The sequence below is a fragment of the Mediterraneibacter torques genome (genome assembly GCF_044591705.1).
GTDB lineage: Bacteria > Bacillota > Clostridia > Lachnospirales > Lachnospiraceae > Mediterraneibacter > Mediterraneibacter torques.
The window spans coordinates 1,533,993-1,548,914 of sequence record NZ_CP172594.1; the positions used below are offsets into that span (position 1 = coordinate 1,533,993).

Below are 14,922 nucleotides of genomic sequence, written 5' to 3' on the forward strand. Positions count from 1 at the left end.
CTCAGCTACCCGGACTCTCTGTAAAGGCATCATTGACGTTATCTCCGCTTCAACGGTTTAATATATTATTAAATTTTTCACAGTATACCACCCGACTTTATAAATGTCAAGAATCAATTTTAAGCCTTTTCTTCTTTTCCGATGATTCCTTTTTTTTATTTATTCGCATTATGCGCATGTGATCTTAAACTATAACAAATCTTTTTCTTAAATACAAAAATATGTATTGCCAAAAAGAAAACAACTGCAATAGAACTGATCGTATGAATTGACAAAATTATCGGATATTGTTTAAATATCATGCCGAACAGTCCTGTCAGAAACACCTCAAATATTAAGCCAAGCACAAAAAACCTGAAAATATTCATCTTCTTCCAATAAACTCCTGTATGTACAAGACAAAGTATTAGAAAAATTACGGATGCCAGCTTATGAATATGTACCCCGGTGATCGGCACAAGCAATGTCAAAATAAATGTAAGAAACAAAAGTGTATTTAAAATCCTTTTCATATCCCTTCATTCTCCTTCGGAATATATCTTTTTACACCAAACGTAAAATACAAAATATGAAACAGCCAGACACTGAAAAGTATCGAACAAGGTATATAAAGGTTTTTTCTAAACATTATAAAAAAGCCAAAAGACATTAAAAATGTCACTGTGATCATGATCCGAACTTTTGTTTTCCTCGTCATCCCCTGACCTTTTGCATAAGTTTCAAGATTATTTTTATATAATTTTGTTCCCTTAAACCATTTGTCTAACTTCTTAGAACTTCTCGCAAAACAAAAAGCGGCAAAAATCAAAAACGGAAACGTCGGAAGAACCGGTAGCACTGCGCCCACTGCGCCCAGTCCAAAGCTTATACACCCAAAAATAATGTAAAGTATCTTTTTTATATTCATCTTCTTTCTCCTATCTCTTTTTTCTTTTTTTGTTTCAACAGTATGGTTTACATGACATTTTTCTTATCAGCTCATTCTCCCATGCTCTACCGAATATATCTTGTCGGCAATTCGCATCGTAGACTCTCTGTGTGATACGAGCACAACCGTTTTTCCATTCCGTTCTTCATGTAAAGATCTAAGTATGACAGCTTCATTTAAACTATCTAAATTACTTGTAGGCTCGTCAAGTAGCATAAACGGCGCGTCGTGTAAAAAAGCACGGGCAAGACCGATCCGCTGTCTTTCACCGCCTGAAAGCGTATCACCCAGCTCTCCTACCTGTGTATCATAACCTTGCGGCAAAGTCATAATAAACTCATGAACAGAAGCTTTTTGACAAGCAGCCTTTATTTCTTCATCTGTTGCATTTAGTTTTGCAATTCTTATATTATTTTTTATGCTGTCGTGAAACAAATGTGTTTCCTGTGTCACAAAACTTTCCATATTTCTAAGATTTGCAGTATTGATATGCTCTATATCAGTATCGGAAAGTTTGACGCTTCCATTCTCCACCTTCCAAAATCGCATAAATAGTTTAAGAAGAGTGGATTTACCGCTACCGCTTCTGCCCACGATCCCAACAACTGAATTTTTCGGAATATCTGCTGAAAGGTTGTCAAGAATTATTTCGTCCTTATAAGCAAAAGTTACGTTTTCCGCCTTGGCACCGTTAAACGAAACCTCTTTTTCATCTTTAATCTCTTCTACAAGAGGCTCTTCCTCTAAAATATCAAGTACGCGGCTGCCGGATGCGAAAGTGTTTTGCAAAGTGCTGCCTAAATTAGCAAGCGCTATTGCCGGTCCGAAAGATGAAAACAGTGCAAGCGTACAGATCAATATCCCGTCAAATCCTATCGCGTTTGTCTGATATAAATATGCGGAAAGAAAAAGCATCATAAAGTCAAATATTAAGATTACCGTATTTGTAACCGCTATATTTCGACCGGCAATTTTCTTCATTCTCTCTTCATCTGCGGAAAGTTCATCTGTTTTTTTATTCATTTCTGCAAGACGTTTTTGTCCCTGACCATACTGGATCGTCTCAGAAAGTCCACGTAAACTATCTAATACAAAACCGGAAAGTGCGCCGGACTTGCTGCGAAACTTCATTCCATCGTCACCGCTGATCTTAGAAATAATCAAAGGAATGATCACTCCGATCGTCAGGTAGGCGATGAGAGCCAGCCCGCCAAGCCAAATATGGTACGACGCAATAAAAGCCGTCATGATCAAAGTAAAGAAAAACCAGATCAATACCGGAGAAATGGTATGAGCATAGAATACTTCCAAAAGTTCGATATCTGATGTAATGACTGAAATCAAATCCCCTTTATCTTTGCTTTCTAATTTGGCGGGACATAGCTTTCTAAGAGCTTGAAATACTTTATCTCGTATGAGAGCCAAAAGTTTAAATGCGATAAAATGATTGCACGCCTGCTCTGCATAACGAAGCGCCGCACGAAGGACCGAGAATATCGCCAGAGATATAAAAATGATCGTCAAACTAAACGGCACATTAACACCGACAAGATCGAGTACGGCAAACCCTCCGAAAATCGTGATAAAAGAAGCGCACAAATGTCCGACAATCCCCATTATGACAGCAAGCGCCATATAAGCCGTAAGAGGTTTTACAAGACCGATCAGTTTTGTCACAACGGTAAACCTACTTCTTTTTTTCATTGTACAGCACCATCCTTTCCATAATTTTCTAATCTTTGCTGCGCTTCCCACAACTTTTCATAATCCGCTTTATTTTCCAATAATTCTCTATGTTTTCCGCTCTCTGCTATTTTTCCGTTTACCATTACATATATAGCATCTGCTTTTACCACATTTACAAGACGGTGCGATATGAGAATAACAGTCTTGCTCTCTGCCAGATTTTGTATCTCATTCATGATGTCGTTTTCACTCTCAACATCAATATTAGAAGTAGCTTCATCAAAAATATATATCGGACTATCGTGGAGAAGAGCCCTTGCAAGCGCAAGCCTTTGACATTGACCGCCGGACAGATTGGACGCTTTTTCTGACAAACCGGTGTCCAGACCTTTTTCATTACGGACGAAATCCGCAAGATTTACTCTTTCAAGCACTTCCCACAATTCGCTGTCCGATGCATCCGGTTTTCCCATGAGCAGATTATCCCGTACCGTTCCCTTAAACAAATAGCTTTGGTGACTAATGTAAGTTATGTTCTCCATAAGGTCGGCTTCACGGATTTCAGACAATTCTGTTTCTCCGACCGAAACCGATCCGCCATACCCTTTATTTCTCCCTGTAAGAATGGCAGAAATCGTAGACTTTCCACACCCCGATTCACCTACGATGGCTGTAAAAGCGCCTCTTTTGAATGTCATATTCACCCCGCTTAAAATCTCGCGATCATTATCGTAAGAAAAATGCAAATCCCGGCATACAATATCGCCTTTCGGACAGTCTGCCTTCTTTTCTTCTGCTTCCGGCAGATCAAGTAACCGAAATATCTTTTGTCCTGCCGCCATACCATTCATTGCAATATGGAAGAACGAACCAAGCTGCCGCATAGGAATAAAGAAATCGGCCGACAGCATAATAATTAATAAACATCCCGCAAGACTTACATTCCCTTTACTGTACTGAGTCACAGACATCACTATGCCAAGCGCCGCTCCCCCATAAGCGATCAAATCCATAATCGTAATAGAGTTAAGCTGCATCGTTAAAACTTTCATTGTGATTTTGCGGAATTTTTCCGCCTCAACGTTCATCTCATCGTTCTTAAAATCATCTGCCCGGTATATTTTAAGAGTCGTCAGCCCTTGCAGGTTCTCAAGGAAAGTGTCGCCAAGCGCGGTGTACTGTCCCCAATATTTTGACAACAGTTTTTTTGCCCATGTCTGTACTGCAGCTATCGCAGCCGGTATCAGCGGTACACAAACAAGAAGCACGGCCGCAGCCGGAACATTGACAAATCCAAGAACAATAAATAATGTCAAAGGAGCAAGCATTGCATAAAAAAACTGGGGAAGATATGCTCCGAAATACGTTTCCAACTGTTCCACGCCTTCTACCGATATTTGGACAATCTCTGACGTTTGAGCTTTCTCTTTATATGAGCTTCCCAGGCGAAGAAGTTTCCTGTATATCTTTTCTCTCAATACTTTCTTTACCGCCTTGGAAGAAAGATATCCCATTTTTGCAGATTGTACCGCACAAAAATAGCGGATGCCTACCGCTGCCGCCACAACAATTACAGTACAGACAAAGTTTTCCCGGTCTGCAGTATTCGCAAATAGCCTGGAAAGCAAATCGGCAATACTCACCATCATCGTAATGTTTGCCACAAGTGATATCCATTGATATATTACATTCCATGCAATGTATTTTTTACTTTCTCTTACCGTTCTAATAAGTCGTTTATCAATCATCATATCTTCTTTTCTCCTTCAACAACTTTTGTTACTTCACACTTATAGACACATTCTTCTTTTACCGGGCTGTTCTCTCCTGACAACGGATATTTTTCTGCCCCGCGCAAATCAAATGACGTCTTGTGATTAGTTATTGCTAACTCTTGATCAAAAAAATAAGCGGCAGTTTACAGCCGCTTTAAAGCGCCATTGATTAGTTGCAGCTAACTTCTGGTAGTATATACTAAATCATCTTTTTTGGCAAGAGTTTTTTTCATTTAGGACAACAGATATGGCAGTCTTTCAATTTCTTCCTGCAGATTCTTTAGAAATTTACCTGCATGCGCACCGTCCATTTGCGTATGGTGAAACTGAAAAGAAATTGATAAGAGAGCCTTTTCACCGTCCATGCGATACCTTCCCCATATCATAAAAGGATTGTTGAAAATTCCGCTGTTCATCCCAACAGCTCCATCCAGTTCTACATTTACAATAGCCGAAGTTCCTATGACCATATATTCATCCGATAGATCGTGGTCAATACAAGTATTGCACACTTCTGTTGTATATCTTAGATAATCGGCATTAAATTTTTCAAGATTATCCGTACAGGCAATATCGCACGAACTAACTTCTCCGTCTTTATTTTCAACAATCGTATTAACAGCAAGTTTATCATACTGTATCAACTTGTCTCCCACGGGCAATAAATAAAATTCTTTTACTGAAACAGCAGCCTTGCCTATACAAAAGTCAAGAAGCATGTTGAACTTCATACCGCGGCTTTTGCTTACTTTGATCAATGGCATTACATCGTAAGTCTTGAAAAATGTAACCATAGGGTTCGGAGCTTTCATCCAAAGCTCAAATGCCAAAGTTCTCGTAGTTTCTTTCGGATCTATTTCTCTTACGCACATTGTTATTTCCTCACATAATTTACAAATTAGATTTTTATTCTGTTTTCACAAAGCTATTTGTCATTATTTGTTTCTGAATGCTTTGCGTGGAATACAAAACGCTGTGTTGGATAACCGAATTCTATTAAAAGCTCTCGTTCTGCAAAACCAAGCTGCCGCAGTTCTTCGCGGTATCCTGTATCGGCTCTGTCTCCTTTCCTATAAGTTGTTATTGAAATATCCTGATCCGGACAATAATCTTCCAACAACGCATCCAAAAAAATCTTTTGAATCCCTCTTTTTCGGTATTGCGGATGTATCCCCATAAATTCAATACTGCACGGCAAAACACCAAAAGCCAAAGCGCCGATCAACAAATCTCCGTCTTTCAAAACCAACGCCTGCCTGTTTCGGATAAATATCTTTAATTTGTGTAAGTAGTCTGTTTCATCTAAAACAGGATATCCGTCAACCACCAACCGAAGTAACTCCATCCAGGAAGGTATATCCTCCATAACCGCAAGCCGTATATCGTTCTTTGTTAGTGCGGCGCTTTGCATTTTGTCGTGTAAAGTAAATCGCAGCAGCAAAGGGTAGAACGCCTGCTTGTCACGATATTGCGCAGGCGATGTCTTATACATAGCTGTAAAAGCAGTAGTAAAAGATTGCTGACTTTCATATCCGCAGATAAAAGCAATTTCAATGATCGGTTTGTCTGAGAATACTAATAACTTTGCAGCTTCGGTAAGCTGCCTTCTCTGAACATAATCGTGCATTGTCATCCCGACTGTTTTAGTAAATATACGATGCAAATGATATTTTGAGTAATTAACCGCTGTGGCAACAGTTTCAAGATCAAGCTTTCCGCTGAGATGATCTTCAATATAACCTATGACCGTTTCAATGCTGATAACCGTTTTATTTTCCATAAGAAGCCTCCCTACGAATTATAATATAACAAATAATCCGGTTTGTGTTTTCACAATTCTTGCTATATTGATTATTTACTCTTTCAGACATAAAATTAATGCTTCCCTGTCTTAATAAATGTCATGCTGGCTTGACATTTATATATGACATGCTATAATGACAATGTAAGGCTAGCATGACATAAAGGGAGGGGGATTTTTTGAAAAACCGAGTAAAAGAATTGCGTGAAAAGGAGAATCTGACACAAAAAAAACTGGGAGAAAAGGTTCATGTTTCAAGACAGGCAATCAACGCTATTGAAACCGGAAAATATGACCCGTCACTTTGGTTGGCTTATGATATTGCACAACTGTTTCATATGACCATTGAAGAAGTATTCATTTTTAAGGAGAGTGAAAGAAAATGAAATCATTAAAAAATCCTATGACTAATGCAATTTATATAGCCTTGATTACTGCAATTTACGCCATAATATTTATAGTTTCATCTGAATTTGTATTTAAATATGATCACTTTCTCTCTGATAGCCGATGGTCTTTATTTATCCAAAACAAAAACATGAAATATGTTGGACTTGGAATGATTGGCGTAGCAATTATTATTGATACATTTTCTGCTTTAAGAAGAAAAAAGTTTGATGAGTACCAAATAATTACATTGGAAAAAATCATGTTATTTAACGGCTCTTTTCTAAATATAATTTTCCCTCTCTCCCTCTTTATACTGATTTTTGTACCCGCATATTTTGTGGAAACGATTTTTTTCTTCATTCTATTTCAATGGCTATGTATGATCATTACAGAAATAACTTATTTGATCAAGAACTATAAATAATAAGGAGAGGTGCTATTATGTGGTTTGTTTGGTTTATGTGGGGAATAGTTGGCGTTGCTATTATCGCAACAATTATTTTGCTGACAGGAAAGGGAAGTATGCTTGTTACCGGTTTTAACACAAAAAATGCAGAGGAATTAACAAAATATGATGTAAAAAAAGTAAGTAGGCAAGCAGGAATTTTTATGACTTTAATTGACTTTGGATTAATCGGACTTGTTTCATATATTCAGTTTAGAGCAGTTCCGGCTATTCAAGATAATACAATCTCAAATTATGGAACTGAAATAACTGTTGTTTCTCTCGGGATTTGCATTTACATACTTTTTGTTGCAATTATAGCGACTACTCGCGGTTTTAAGAACTGTAAGAAATAGCAAAATCAAAATGATATGTTTCACAACAAAACGAAAATGCTCATGTACGGTAAAGGAACACGCATGAATTTGCTTTTTCGATTTCAATGTTCACAAAAACCTTTACTTTCATGTACTATAAACATAAAAATTAGGAGGAGTTACGATATGAAACAGCCACCAAGACAAAGAACAATAAAAGACGAGCGAGATGAAAAAATAGGAAAAGACGCAAAAGTTTATGCCTTTGAATGGATAATAGCTATTACCCAAGTATTAACGATAATGTGCATAATAAAGGGAAATCCGGCATGGAAAGGAACAATATCGATATTATTTTTTGGCGTTGCATTTTTACTGTTTTATGAATTTAAGCAGTATGAGGCAAAACCCTTCAAGCAAGTTGGAATTGTTTTCCTGATTATAGGGATTGCATTGTTGATATGGTTTGGAATTACAGGATAGATAACCCAAAGTGCTACCGCCCTCTTTTATTTTACAACTGAATAACAGCCGCCCTGCAGCGGCACACGAAGAGGATGTGACAAAACTCGATTGAGTTTTGTCACATCCCCTTTTAATAAATCAATCTTCTTGTGTGTCCTTTTGAAATTCTAAAATATCGCCGGGTTGACAGTCTAATGCGTCACAGATGGCATTTAAGGTTGAAAAGCGAATAGCACTTACCTTTCCGGTCTTAATTTTGGATAAGTTGACATTTGCAATACCAACCTTTTCGGATAGTTCGTTTAAGCTTATTTTTCTATCTGCCATCATTCTATCAAGCCTTAAAATTATTGCCATATCATATCTCCTTTATAATGTTTCATCTACCTCTTGCTGCAACTCACATTCATAACCCTTGATATAAGCTCAACAGAAGAAAAAGTCAATACTGGAGTCTAGTTTTAACAGAGCTTCCTTCGCATCGGCAGCTTCTTTGACAATAAAACCATTTCTACATAATAGAATACGAAGAATTTCACGAATTTCCGAATCATCATCTACAATTAAAATAGTTTCTGGCCCTTTTTCTTTTTCTGTTACCAAATATGACCACCTCATTTCAATATAAAACTTGTAATTCCTTTACGCTAAAATACTATATTTTCATCTGCATCTTATCCTTTTTTACAAACTACGCAGAGCCATCCTTTTTTATTTTTGTGTATTTTTATGTCTGTAAAACCTGCATCCTCCAAAGATTTTTTTATTTGTTCAGAATTGTATATTTTCATTCCCTGTATAATCTTAGTCCACTTTTCTTCTTTAGAATTTTCGCCATTTGATTCGTTGCAAATCATAAAAGTTCCGCTGACTTTCAAAACTCGATATACTTGCTTAAATGCCTCATTAATATCAGGCCAAAAATATATTGTTTCAAACGCAGTAATTATATCAAAAGTTTCTTTTCGGAAAGGCAGTTTCATTACATTACCCTGCAAGATTTCACAATGCTTATTTTCTATTTCTGCCTTATTGATTTTTGAGGATTTTATTACACTAACTTCTGAATAATCAATGCCGATCACCTTGCCGTATGGGGTTTTTACTAATAGCTTTTTTACATTTGCCCCACCGCCACATCCAATATCCAGACATCTGTAATCATTTCTAATCTCTATATGTGTAAATCCCCATTCAGCCATAGATGAATGTCCGGCATTCATCATATTAACCATAATTTTTCCGCCAATCCCTTCAGGTTTACAAGTATTTTGAAAAAAAGACATGCACAATGCTCCTTTCTAAGTTAGTTTTAACTAACTCGATTATATCACACTTTCGGCAAACTGTCCAATCTGTCCGGAGAAGCACCGCAGAAAGCCTCCGAACAAATTGCTGATTCTGTATGAATTCCATAGATTTTCATTTTCTATATCATCATGAACATGATAAAAAAAGGGGCTGTGAAATAACAGTCTCTACGGAAAAAGAGGACTTTTCGTTCAAAATGAACGAAAGGTCCTCTTTTATATTAAAATTAACTTGCGATGAAAATTTCAACTGTAAATTATAATAACCCAAAACAAGGATATTTACCACTGTTTCTTTCAGATTGTTTGGATCTGCTGGATCCTGTTTTAACATTTGACAGATTGATGGGAGTAATCGATTTAAATAAGTATCTGACAGATATTCCGGAGTACACAACTGGACGACTCAGATATAATCCGTTCAACATGTTAAAAACGGTACTTTTCGGATTTATGACCAGCGGCTACTGCTCCCTGAGAGAACCGGAAGACAACTGCAAAGTCAATATCAGATTCATGTATCTCATGGATCACCATACTCCATCATACCGAACCTTTGGATATTTCATCAACGAAGTACTTCAGGATAAGATTGAAAACATTTTTAACGACATCAATCAAGCAATCTTCAACGAGGAGCATGTGGATTTGCAACATATCTACATCGATGGTTCCAAGTTTGAAGCAAACGCCAACAAATATATATCGCAGTTGTTGGCGTGAACCATTATCGTTCAGATATGGACTGTTTCATTCCTTTGATGAAGCACTTCAAACAAACGTATGGTATCCCAACTGCATTGTACGGAAATTCCCTTAACGGTACTTCTGGCGGTACACACACAGGGATAATTCCACCATGCAGACTGCATTTTAAATCATAGATACGCTTTTTAAGCTGGGTACTCGGTGTCCCGTCCTCATTCTGCAAGAATACATCACGCACCGCTGTAAATTTTAATTCTCCAAATGTTTTTTCTTTGTCAATGACAAACCCGTTTGATAATCTCATAATTTTTTCACTCCTTTACTTTTCTTTAACTGCTACAATATCGTCAACAACTAACACATAATCGGTATGTCCCATATCCCCGATTGCGTAACCTCTGCCGTATAACTTCGGATTGACAAGTTTTACTTTCTGCTTACTTGAACTTCTTTTCGCCAGCCTGTACGGGAATTTCTACTACAACATTTCCCCTCTCTGCACATCAGAATAAAGGTTATAGCTTCGTCTGGCTACACATTGTTCCAACAGACAGGCTTGTTTGTAATTCAGTTCCTTGTGAGCTTCGCCATACTGTTTAACATACTCTAAGGATAACGCTACATCTGAAATCTGGTCGGCACTCATGCGTGAGCTTGCGTCAGCTCTGGTCTCGTAGACCATTCTTAAAATCTGTATTGATGTCAATACAATCGGATAACTTCTTCTTTGCTCTTTTTTCAGCCCTTGTTTCATTAAAGTCTGCAACAAATCTTTTATTTCTGGTTGCTCTCTTAGCACAACCTTTTCTGATGTTTCCATCTTTAACTCCTCCTATCGCTCTTTTGGTCGTATCTGCGGTTTCATAGTTGGTAGCTCCCGACAGTAGTCTGGATAGTTCAGACGGATTGCCTCAAAAAAATACGGAGCATATCCACATTCAAATATCTCATAAGGTGTAGACAATTTTTCCTTTCCAAATAGAAAAAGAGACTGTTATTTCACAGCCCCTGTAATAAATCTTTTACCCCAACTCTTGACAAAGAGCCGAAAAATAAGCGTACCACTATTTCTAATGATACGCTTATCTTATTTCATTTTTTAATTAAGTTCTATGAGAACTCCTATTTATTTGCGATAGCTGCCTGTGCTGCTGCCAGTCTTGCGATCGGCACACGGAACGGTGAGCAGGATACATAGTCAAGACCAAGTTTGTTGCAGAATTCTACAGAACTCGGATCTCCGCCGTGCTCTCCACAGATTCCTACGTGAAGATTCGGATTAACCGGTTTTCCTAATGTGATCGCCATATCCATCAGCTTACCAACGCCTGTCTGATCCAGTTTTGCAAACGGATCGTTCTCGAAGATCTTAGCATCGTAATAAGCATCAAGGAACTTACCTGCGTCATCACGAGAGAATCCAAATGCCATCTGTGTCAAGTCGTTTGTACCGAAGCAGAAGAAGTCAGCTTCTTTTGCGATCTCGTCTGCTGTAAGAGCAGCTCTCGGGATCTCGATCATTGTACCTACTTCATATTTCAGGCTGCTGTTTGCTGCTGCGATTTCAGCGTCTGCTGTCTCAACAACGAACTTCTTAACATATTTTAACTCTTTTACATCGCCTACGAGCGGAATCATGATCTCCGGTTTTACTGTCCAGTCCGGATGAGCGTTCTGTACATTGATCGCTGCGCGGATAACAGCTCTTGTCTGCATCTTAGCGATTTCCGGATATGTCACTGCCAGACGGCATCCACGATGTCCCATCATCGGGTTAAACTCGTGCAGGCTGTCGATAATTGCTTTGATCTGATCAACTGTCTTGCCCTGTGCGTCAGCCAGTTTCTTGATGTCCTCTTCCTCTGTCGGAACGAACTCATGAAGCGGCGGATCAAGGAAACGGATTGTAACCGGATTTCCTTCAAGAGCCTCATAGAGAGCCTCGAAGTCACCCTGCTGCTCCGGAAGGATTTTTTCAAGAGCCGCTTCTCTTTCCTCTAATGTTTCAGAGCAGATCATCTCACGGAAAGCGTCGATTCTGTTGCCTTCAAAGAACATATGCTCTGTACGGCAAAGTCCGATACCTTCTGCTCCAAGTTCGCGGGCTTTCTTAGCGTCAGCCGGTGTATCTGCGTTTGTACGAACTTTCATTGTTCTGTATTTATCAGCCCATCCCATGATTCTTCCGAACTCACCTGCGATCGTAGCATCTACTGTCGGGATGATTCCGTCATAAATAGCTCCTGTAGATCCGTCAAGAGAAATGCTGTCTCCCTCGTGGAACTCTTTTCCTGCTAATGTGAATTTCTTGTTTGCTTCATCCATTGTGATGTCTCCGCATCCAGATACACAGCATGTACCCATACCACGTGCAACAACGGCTGCGTGAGATGTCATACCACCGCGAACTGTCAGGATACCCTGTGCGGATTTCATACCTGTGATGTCTTCCGGTGATGTCTCAAGACGAACAAGGATTACTTTTTCTCCTCTTGCAGCCCATTCAACAGCGTCGTCAGCTGTGAACACGATCTTACCGCAAGCAGCTCCCGGAGATGCTCCAAGTGCTTTTGCCATCGGTGTTGCGGCTTTCAGTGCGGCAGCATCGAACTGCGGATGGAGAAGTGTATCAAGGTTTCTCGGATCGATCATAGCTACAGCTTCTTCTTCTGTTCTCATTCCCTCGTCAACAAGGTCACAAGCGATCTTAAGAGCTGCCTGAGCTGTTCTCTTACCGTTACGAGTCTGAAGCATGAACAGTTTACCATGCTCTACAGTAAACTCCATGTCCTGCATATCTCTGTAGTGTGTTTCAAGTGTTTTGCACACATCTTTGAACTGTGCGAACGCTTCCGGGAATTTCTGTTCCATCTCGGAAATGTGCATCGGTGTACGAACACCTGCAACTACGTCTTCGCCCTGTGCATTTGTAAGGAACTCTCCGAAAAGTCCGTTCTCTCCTGTAGCAGGGTCACGTGTAAATGCAACACCTGTACCACAGTCATCTCCCATATTTCCGAATGCCATCATCTGTACGTTGACAGCAGTTCCCCATGAATACGGGATATCATTGTCACGGCGGTATACGTTTGCTCTCGGGTTATCCCATGAACGGAATACAGCTTTAACAGCTCCCATTAACTGCTCTTTTGCGTCTGACGGGAAATCTGCTCCGATCTTCTCTTTGTACTCAGCTTTAAACTGTCCGGCAAGAGTCTTAAGATCTTCTGCTGTAAGATCAACGTCCTGAGTAACGCCTTTTTCTTCTTTCATTTTGTCGATAAGCTCTTCAAAGTATTTCTTACCAACTTCCATAACTACATCAGAATACATCTGGATGAATCTTCTGTAGCAGTCCCATGCCCAACGAGCATTTCCGGAAGCCTCTGCAAGAGTCTCTACAACTTCTTCGTTAAGACCGAGGTTAAGAATTGTATCCATCATACCCGGCATGGAAGCTCTTGCTCCGGAACGAACGGAAACAAGAAGAGGATTCTCTTTATCTCCGAATTTCTTTCCTGTGATCTCTTCCAATTTAACAATAGCGTCCATGATCTGACTCATAATTTCGTCGTTGATCTTTCTGCCATCTTCATAATACTGTGTACAAGCCTCTGTTGTTACAGTAAATCCCTGCGGTACAGGGAGTCCGAGACTTGTCATCTCTGCAAGGTTCGCGCCTTTTCCACCAAGAAGGTTTCTCATTGTTGCGTTACCTTCTGTGAACATATAAACCCATTTTGCCATGTCACAATGACCTCCTAAAAAATTTTGCAAATATTTCTGCTATAATTCGCATATAATATTCTAATGGTTTTATTCACTTGCGTCAAGCGTTTTGTCGGCTTTTGTCTGTCTTTTTGTCCATCTTTTCGTCTATTTTCCACACATATTTCCCACGATCTCCGATTCCGTAAAAATCAGCAAACGTAATCTTAAAAATCTTATTTTTCATAGAACTGATATCTATCTTACTTTTGATCATATATTGCCATATTCCCGAATGCGCAATATCTCCCTGAAGCAAAATTCCTTCCGGTACTCCGTCTTTCATGATCAGACGGCGATATACGTTTCTGTCTTCCTCGACAAAGATCTCATCCCCTTCTTCCTGTCTGATCCTTCCGAGGCAAAGAGTAACCAGTCCGAAAAAGTTGATCGTATTTTTCGCGGCAAATGTATCCGTATACTCTGTACCGACTCCGCACATATTTCTTGCCGCCGTCTGTCCCTGCTTCATCGCGTTCGGCCAGATGCCCGACAATCCCGTAACATCTCCCGCCGCATATACGTTCGGTACATTTGTCTCCATCTTAGAATTTACTTTGATTCCTCGTTCGACCTCGATCTCACTTTTTTCTAAAAACCCGACTGCCGGACGTACGCCAGCCGCCACGATGATGAGATCGCATAAAAGCTGTTTTCCCGTATCAAGAGTAACCGCACGAATCATACCGTCAGCTTCGCATACCGCGCCTTCGGCTTTGCATCCGAGATAAAATTGTACCCCTGCCTGTTCAAACAGTTCCTGATATGTCTTCGCCGCATGTGCGTCAAGCTGTACGGGAAGAATCTGTTCCGCCATCTCCACGACAGTCACCTTTTTCCCTCGCTCGATCAATCCGTACGCTGCATCCAGTCCGACAAGTCCTGATCCGATAATCAGAATTTTTTCCGCATCTTCCGCCATTTTATCGATCTCCTGCGCGTCTTTCAAATGCCGGAGTCCAAATACATTTTTCGCTTTCCGAAGATCTCCTACAGGAGGAATAAAACTGTCTGCCCCTGTGGAAATGAGCAGTTTGTCATAACAGATCGATTCTCCTCCCTTTGTATCAACCATCTGATTTGCCGTATCGATAACTTCAATATGTCCGTATACTTCCGCGATCTGATTTTTCTCAAAAAAGTCTTCTTCCACAAACGACAACTCTTCCGCCGTCCTTTCGTGGGAAAGATATTTGTGCAGCATACAGCGGGAATGAACTTGCTCATCTGCCGAAATCATCGTAATCTGTGCATCTTTTTTCAGCTTTCTGATCTCTTTTGCGGCCATGATCCCCGCCGCTCCTGTTCCGATAATCACGTAGTTCATCC

18 protein-coding genes and 2 pseudogenes are annotated in these 14,922 nt (G+C 39.7%); 5 read left to right on the forward strand and 15 right to left on the reverse strand.

The window, feature by feature from the left end; translation table 11 throughout:
- Positions 1–155: 155 nt before the first annotated feature.
- From ACH9UM_RS07125 to ACH9UM_RS07150, 6 genes are all read right to left on the reverse strand, one after another.
- Positions 156–512, reverse strand: coding sequence for a hypothetical protein (locus tag ACH9UM_RS07125; protein ID WP_004845420.1), 357 nt, complete (start codon positions 510–512; stop codon positions 156–158).
- Complete coding sequence (locus ACH9UM_RS07130; RefSeq protein ID WP_270743918.1) at positions 509–907, reverse strand: YbaN family protein; 399 nt, start codon at positions 905–907, stop codon at positions 509–511. Before ACH9UM_RS07130 ends, ACH9UM_RS07125 begins: the two co-directional genes overlap by 4 nt.
- A 66-nt stretch (positions 908–973) precedes the next feature.
- The gene (locus ACH9UM_RS07135; protein ID WP_004845418.1) at positions 974–2,632 is read right to left on the reverse strand and encodes an amino acid ABC transporter ATP-binding/permease protein; all 1,659 of its coding nucleotides are present in this window, start codon (positions 2,630–2,632) and stop codon (positions 974–976) included.
- Positions 2,629–4,365: an ABC transporter ATP-binding protein/permease gene (locus tag ACH9UM_RS07140; protein WP_004845417.1), complete on the reverse strand. Its 1,737-nt coding sequence runs from the start codon at positions 4,363–4,365 to the stop codon at positions 2,629–2,631. Before ACH9UM_RS07140 ends, ACH9UM_RS07135 begins: the two co-directional genes overlap by 4 nt.
- Positions 4,366–4,622: 257 nt before the next feature.
- On the reverse strand, positions 4,623–5,261 hold the full coding sequence (locus tag ACH9UM_RS07145) for a CatA-like O-acetyltransferase, family 2 (RefSeq protein WP_004845415.1): 639 nt from the start codon (positions 5,259–5,261) through the stop codon (positions 4,623–4,625).
- A 53-nt stretch (positions 5,262–5,314) separates the two neighbouring features.
- A complete protein-coding gene (locus tag ACH9UM_RS07150) occupies positions 5,315–6,169 on the reverse strand; it encodes a helix-turn-helix domain-containing protein (RefSeq protein WP_004845414.1) in 855 nt (284 codons plus the stop codon).
- Positions 6,170–6,369: 200 nt separating this feature from the next.
- Here ACH9UM_RS07150 and ACH9UM_RS07155 point away from each other — a divergent pair, with 200 nt between their 5' ends.
- The 4 genes from ACH9UM_RS07155 to ACH9UM_RS07170 all read left to right on the forward strand — a co-directional run bounded on the left by ACH9UM_RS07155 (position 6,370) and on the right by ACH9UM_RS07170 (position 7,825).
- A complete protein-coding gene (locus ACH9UM_RS07155) occupies positions 6,370–6,576 on the forward strand; it encodes a helix-turn-helix transcriptional regulator (RefSeq protein ID WP_004845413.1) in 207 nt (68 codons plus the stop codon).
- Positions 6,573–7,004 carry a hypothetical protein gene (locus ACH9UM_RS07160; RefSeq protein WP_009243143.1) on the forward strand — a complete coding sequence of 144 codons (432 nt, stop codon included), beginning with the start codon at positions 6,573–6,575 and terminating at the stop codon, positions 7,002–7,004. The genes ACH9UM_RS07155 and ACH9UM_RS07160 overlap by 4 nt, the downstream gene beginning before the upstream one ends.
- A gap of 17 nt (positions 7,005–7,021) precedes the next feature.
- Positions 7,022–7,381, forward strand: coding sequence for a DUF3784 domain-containing protein (locus tag ACH9UM_RS07165; RefSeq protein WP_004845411.1), 360 nt, complete (start codon positions 7,022–7,024; stop codon positions 7,379–7,381).
- 147 nt (positions 7,382–7,528) lie between these two features.
- Positions 7,529–7,825: a DUF6442 family protein gene (locus ACH9UM_RS07170; protein ID WP_009243144.1), complete on the forward strand. Its 297-nt coding sequence runs from the start codon at positions 7,529–7,531 to the stop codon at positions 7,823–7,825.
- A gap of 120 nt (positions 7,826–7,945) precedes the next feature.
- Here the strand turns inward: ACH9UM_RS07170 and ACH9UM_RS07175 are convergent, their stop codons facing one another.
- The 3 genes from ACH9UM_RS07175 to ACH9UM_RS07185 all read right to left on the reverse strand — a co-directional run bounded on the left by ACH9UM_RS07175 (position 7,946) and on the right by ACH9UM_RS07185 (position 9,093).
- The gene (locus tag ACH9UM_RS07175; RefSeq protein WP_004845409.1) at positions 7,946–8,164 is read right to left on the reverse strand and encodes a helix-turn-helix transcriptional regulator; all 219 of its coding nucleotides are present in this window, start codon (positions 8,162–8,164) and stop codon (positions 7,946–7,948) included.
- Between the two features lie 69 nt (positions 8,165–8,233).
- Complete coding sequence (locus tag ACH9UM_RS07180) at positions 8,234–8,410, reverse strand: response regulator (RefSeq protein WP_009243145.1); 177 nt, start codon at positions 8,408–8,410, stop codon at positions 8,234–8,236.
- Between the two features lie 71 nt (positions 8,411–8,481).
- On the reverse strand, positions 8,482–9,093 hold the full coding sequence (locus tag ACH9UM_RS07185; RefSeq protein ID WP_004845407.1) for a class I SAM-dependent methyltransferase: 612 nt from the start codon (positions 9,091–9,093) through the stop codon (positions 8,482–8,484).
- 261 nt (positions 9,094–9,354) lie between these two features.
- Here ACH9UM_RS07185 and ACH9UM_RS07190 point away from each other — a divergent pair, with 261 nt between their 5' ends.
- On the forward strand, positions 9,355–9,840 hold the full coding sequence (locus tag ACH9UM_RS07190) for a transposase (RefSeq protein ID WP_004845405.1): 486 nt from the start codon (positions 9,355–9,357) through the stop codon (positions 9,838–9,840).
- A 70-nt stretch (positions 9,841–9,910) separates the two neighbouring features.
- On the opposite strand, the pseudogene ACH9UM_RS07195 reads toward ACH9UM_RS07190, so the two are convergent.
- From ACH9UM_RS07195 to ACH9UM_RS07220, 6 genes and pseudogenes are all read right to left on the reverse strand, one after another.
- Positions 9,911–10,129 (reverse strand): annotated as a pseudogene (locus ACH9UM_RS07195) (DUF961 family protein); the annotation flags it as partial.
- Positions 10,130–10,144: 15 nt separating this feature from the next.
- Complete coding sequence (locus ACH9UM_RS07200) at positions 10,145–10,285, reverse strand: DUF961 family protein (RefSeq protein WP_350308076.1); 141 nt, start codon at positions 10,283–10,285, stop codon at positions 10,145–10,147.
- 72 nt (positions 10,286–10,357) lie between these two features.
- Positions 10,358–10,538: pseudogene (locus ACH9UM_RS07205) on the reverse strand (hypothetical protein); the annotation flags it as partial.
- A 119-nt stretch (positions 10,539–10,657) separates the two neighbouring features.
- Positions 10,658–10,789, reverse strand: coding sequence for a DUF6075 family protein (locus ACH9UM_RS07210; RefSeq protein ID WP_227070054.1), 132 nt, complete (start codon positions 10,787–10,789; stop codon positions 10,658–10,660).
- Between the two features lie 158 nt (positions 10,790–10,947).
- Complete coding sequence (ppdK, locus tag ACH9UM_RS07215; protein ID WP_400091026.1) at positions 10,948–13,572, reverse strand: pyruvate, phosphate dikinase; 2,625 nt, start codon at positions 13,570–13,572, stop codon at positions 10,948–10,950.
- Between the two features lie 82 nt (positions 13,573–13,654).
- The gene (locus ACH9UM_RS07220) at positions 13,655–14,920 is read right to left on the reverse strand and encodes an NAD(P)/FAD-dependent oxidoreductase (RefSeq protein WP_004845400.1); all 1,266 of its coding nucleotides are present in this window, start codon (positions 14,918–14,920) and stop codon (positions 13,655–13,657) included.
- Positions 14,921–14,922: the final 2 nt, after the last annotated feature.

Coding starts and splice junctions, on each gene's coding strand:
- ACH9UM_RS07125 (WP_004845420.1), bottom strand. CDS start 512: ATGAAAAGGATTTTAAATACACTTTTGTTTCTTACATTTATTTTGACA.
- ACH9UM_RS07130 (WP_270743918.1), bottom strand. CDS start 907: ATGAATATAAAAAAGATACTTTACATTATTTTTGGGTGTATAAGCTTT.
- ACH9UM_RS07135 (WP_004845418.1), bottom strand. CDS start 2,632: ATGAAAAAAAGAAGTAGGTTTACCGTTGTGACAAAACTGATCGGTCTT.
- ACH9UM_RS07140 (WP_004845417.1), bottom strand. CDS start 4,365: ATGATGATTGATAAACGACTTATTAGAACGGTAAGAGAAAGTAAAAAA.
- ACH9UM_RS07145 (WP_004845415.1), bottom strand. CDS start 5,261: ATGTGCGTAAGAGAAATAGATCCGAAAGAAACTACGAGAACTTTGGCA.
- ACH9UM_RS07150 (WP_004845414.1), bottom strand. CDS start 6,169: ATGGAAAATAAAACGGTTATCAGCATTGAAACGGTCATAGGTTATATT.
- ACH9UM_RS07160 (WP_009243143.1), top strand. CDS start 6,573: ATGAAATCATTAAAAAATCCTATGACTAATGCAATTTATATAGCCTTG.
- ACH9UM_RS07165 (WP_004845411.1), top strand. CDS start 7,022: ATGTGGTTTGTTTGGTTTATGTGGGGAATAGTTGGCGTTGCTATTATC.
- ACH9UM_RS07170 (WP_009243144.1), top strand. CDS start 7,529: ATGAAACAGCCACCAAGACAAAGAACAATAAAAGACGAGCGAGATGAA.
- ACH9UM_RS07175 (WP_004845409.1), bottom strand. CDS start 8,164: ATGGCAATAATTTTAAGGCTTGATAGAATGATGGCAGATAGAAAAATA.
- ACH9UM_RS07185 (WP_004845407.1), bottom strand. CDS start 9,093: ATGTCTTTTTTTCAAAATACTTGTAAACCTGAAGGGATTGGCGGAAAA.
- ACH9UM_RS07190 (WP_004845405.1), top strand. CDS start 9,355: ATGAAAATTTCAACTGTAAATTATAATAACCCAAAACAAGGATATTTA.
- ppdK (WP_400091026.1), bottom strand. CDS start 13,572: ATGGCAAAATGGGTTTATATGTTCACAGAAGGTAACGCAACAATGAGA.
- ACH9UM_RS07220 (WP_004845400.1), bottom strand. CDS start 14,920: ATGAACTACGTGATTATCGGAACAGGAGCGGCGGGGATCATGGCCGCA.